Here is a 3228-nt window from a genome sequence, read left to right on the forward strand (position 1 = left end):
CCAAGGTTCTTGAGTTCCTTGTGCATTTTGATAGATTGTGACGGGTGTACCGCTAGAGGTATCGCAAAAAAATCCTCGTGCAGCGGCGTTTTGGGCTGGACTGGGGGGAGTGCCGATCGCTATACTGCTGAGGGCGATCGCTCCCGTTGCCACAACTTTTGTAAATACTTTCCATGTCTTCTGTGTGGTAATCTCTTTAAACAGCATAATCAGAGAAAAAAACATCGATTGCGCCCGATATAATCGGGCGCAATCGATCCGTACATAAATTTTTTATACTTCGTAATGAGATTAAAAACCCGAATATGCGAATAAGCAGCGATCGGTCACTTTATACTTGAGATCCGGGCTATAAGTGAAAACGAGGTCTTGAGGTAACTGCATGGCATCCATCCGCGAGTTGCACCAACAACTCATTAGCAAAGAACGCTCTGCTGTAGAAATTACGAAAGAAGCGTTAGAACGCATTGAGGCGCTAGAACCCAAGTTGCACAGTTTTTTGTGCGTAACCGCAGATAGAGCCATAGAACAGGCAATGGCGGTGGATGCCAAAATCGCCGCCGGAGAGGAAATAGGGCTACTGGCGGGCATTCCGATCGCCATTAAGGACAATATGTGTACCAAGGGGATTCGCACTACTTGCGGTTCCCGAATTCTGGAAAATTTCGTGCCGCCTTACGAGTCCACCGTTACCCAGAAACTAATGGATGCGGGTGCGGTGATGGTGGGCAAAACGAATATGGATGAGTTCGCGATGGGCAGTTCTACGGAAACTTCTGCCTATCAACTCACAGCTAACCCGTGGGACTTGGAACGAGTACCGGGAGGTTCTTCTGGGGGTTCGGCGGCGGCAGTGGCGGGGGGAGAATGTCTTGTTTCTCTCGGTTCGGATACGGGGGGTTCGATTCGTCAACCGGCGTCTTTCTGCGGTGTGGTGGGATTGAAACCGACTTACGGGTTGGTTTCGCGTTTCGGTTTGGTAGCTTACGCTTCTTCGCTGGATCAAATTGGGCCGTTCGGTACTACGGTGGAGGATACGGCGATTTTTTTGGGTGCGATCGCCGGTTACGACCCCAAAGATTCTACTAGCCTCAACGTGCAAATTCCCGACTATGCCAAAAATCTCAAACCCAATCTCAAAACTAGAGGCGTTCTCAGAGTTGGGGTGATCTCGGAAACTTTCGGTCAAGGTTTAGATCCCGCAGTGGAAAAAGCCGTGACGAAAGCGATCGAAGTTCTCCAAGAATTAGGGGCGGAAATTCACGTTATTTCTTGTCCGCGCTTCCGCTACGGTTTGCCTACTTACTATATTATTGCTCCCTCGGAAGCATCTGCTAATTTGGCTCGTTACGATGGGGTGAAGTATGGTTTGCGGACAACAGACGCCGATAATTTGCTAACTATGTATACCCAGACTCGCGCTGCTGGTTTTGGCACGGAAGTTAAGCGGCGGATCATGTTGGGAACTTATGCTTTATCGGCTGGATATTACGATGCCTATTATCTGAAGGCGCAAAAAGTTCGCACTCTGATTAAACAAGACTTTGAGAGTGCTTTTGAAAAAGTTGATGTTTTGGTTTGTCCGACTGCCCCGACAACGGCGTTTAAAGCTGGTGAAAAAACTGAAGATCCGTTGAGTATGTATTTATCGGATTTGATGACGATTCCGGTGAATTTGGCTGGGTTGCCCGGATTAAATGTACCGTGCGGTTTTGATGAAAAGGGACTGCCGATCGGTATGCAATTGATTGGTAATCTGTTGCGGGAAGATCAGCTGTTTCATGTGGCTTATGCCTACGAGCAATCTACTTCCTGGCATCGTCGGAAACCTCATTTGCTTTAACTCAGATCTTGCACCAGCGTCAGAAACCGGGTTTCTTGCTAATAGGAAAACTAGAAAGCCTAGATTTTTGCTGAAAAAACCCGGTTTCTCTGGTCTTATTGAGAAGATCTGAGTTAAGGAGCTATGACTAATATTTAGTAGGGTGGGCATTGCCCACCTTACCTACTAATTAATCTGTATGTCAAAAATGCCAATTACATTTCTATTGAAGTTAGTACAAATTGTAGGTGGGTTGGTAGCGATCGCATATTTATCTGCCTGTATATATCTTGTTTTTTGGCAGAATCGCTTTATCTTTTTCCCATCTTCTATAATTGAAATAACACCAGCAGGTTTGGCGAGTTTCGAGGATGTTTGGTTGCCAGTATTAGGTAGTTCGGGTAAAGTGGAACGCATTCACGGTTGGTGGATTCCCGGAGAGGGAAAACAAACTGTATTATATTTGCATGGGAATGGGATTAATATAGGAGCGAATGTTAACCATGCGATGCGGTTTCACCAACTCGGTTTTTCGGTATTGCTAATAGATTATCGCGGTTACGGACGCAGCGAAGGTGACTTTCCTACGGAAGCAAGCGTTTATCGAGATGCGGAAACAGCTTGGCATTATTTAACCGGAGAAAGACAGATTTCAGCAAAAGATATTTTTATTTACGGTCATTCTCTGGGAGGTGCGATCGCAATCGATTTAGCAGCTAAACATCCAGAGGCGGCGGGTTTAATTGTGGAAAGTTCGTTCACCTCAATGCGGAATATGGTGAACGAAAGACCTGTTTTTCAATTGTTTCCGGCAGATATCATTTTACACCAGCGGTTTGACTCTATTAGTAAGGTGCGTTCGCTCAAAATGCCAGTCCTCTTTATTCATGGTATGCTAGATACCGAGATTCCCTATGGCATGAGTAAAATGCTGTTTGCCGCCGCCCCGTCACCCAAACGCCTTTTCCTCGTTCCCGATGCGGGACATAATAATGTCGCCAGTATTGCTGGCGTCGAATATCTCCAAACTGTACAAAATTTTGTTCGATTAGCTACACATTCAATTAATAAATAAAAACTCCTATGTCTTTTGTTGGTTTGCACACTCACAGCGATTATAGCCTACTGGATGGAGCGAGTCAGCTAAACGATCTGGTAGAGCGAGCGATGCAGTTAAATATGCCTGCGATCGCACTTACAGATCACGGGGTTATGTATGGTGCAGTTGAGCTAATTAAACTTTGTCGCGGTAAAACAATTAAGCCAATTGTCGGCAATGAAATGTATGTCGTCGAAGGCGATATCGAAAAGAACGAACGAGGTAGAAAAAAATATCATCAAATTGTTTTAGCTAAAAATACTCAAGGTTACAAAAACTTAGTAAAATTAACAACAATTTCTCATCT

3 protein-coding genes and 1 pseudogene are annotated in these 3228 nt (G+C 45.2%); 3 read left to right on the top strand and 1 reads right to left on the bottom strand.

The window, feature by feature from the left end:
* Positions 1-225, bottom strand: a pseudogene (locus H6S82_RS25800) (hypothetical protein); the annotation flags it as partial.
* Positions 226-382: 157 nt separating this feature from the next.
* Here H6S82_RS25800 and gatA point away from each other — a divergent pair.
* The 3 genes from gatA to H6S82_RS25815 form a co-directional block, all read left to right on the top strand.
* Positions 383-1843 (top strand): Asp-tRNA(Asn)/Glu-tRNA(Gln) amidotransferase subunit GatA, encoded by a 1461-nt coding sequence (gene gatA / locus H6S82_RS25805; protein WP_190462192.1) that lies wholly within the window; start codon positions 383-385, stop codon positions 1841-1843.
* A gap of 178 nt (positions 1844-2021) precedes the next feature.
* Positions 2022-2897 (top strand): alpha/beta hydrolase, encoded by an 876-nt coding sequence (locus H6S82_RS25810; RefSeq protein WP_190462193.1) that lies wholly within the window; start codon positions 2022-2024, stop codon positions 2895-2897.
* 8 nt (positions 2898-2905) lie between these two features.
* On the top strand, positions 2906-3228 hold a 323-nt coding region (locus tag H6S82_RS25815), incomplete at its 3' end, for a PHP domain-containing protein (RefSeq protein ID WP_191056927.1).

Source organism: Planktothrix sp. FACHB-1355, assembly GCF_014748295.1.
Classification (GTDB): domain Bacteria; phylum Cyanobacteriota; class Cyanobacteriia; order Cyanobacteriales; family Aerosakkonemataceae; genus Aerosakkonema; species Aerosakkonema funiforme_A.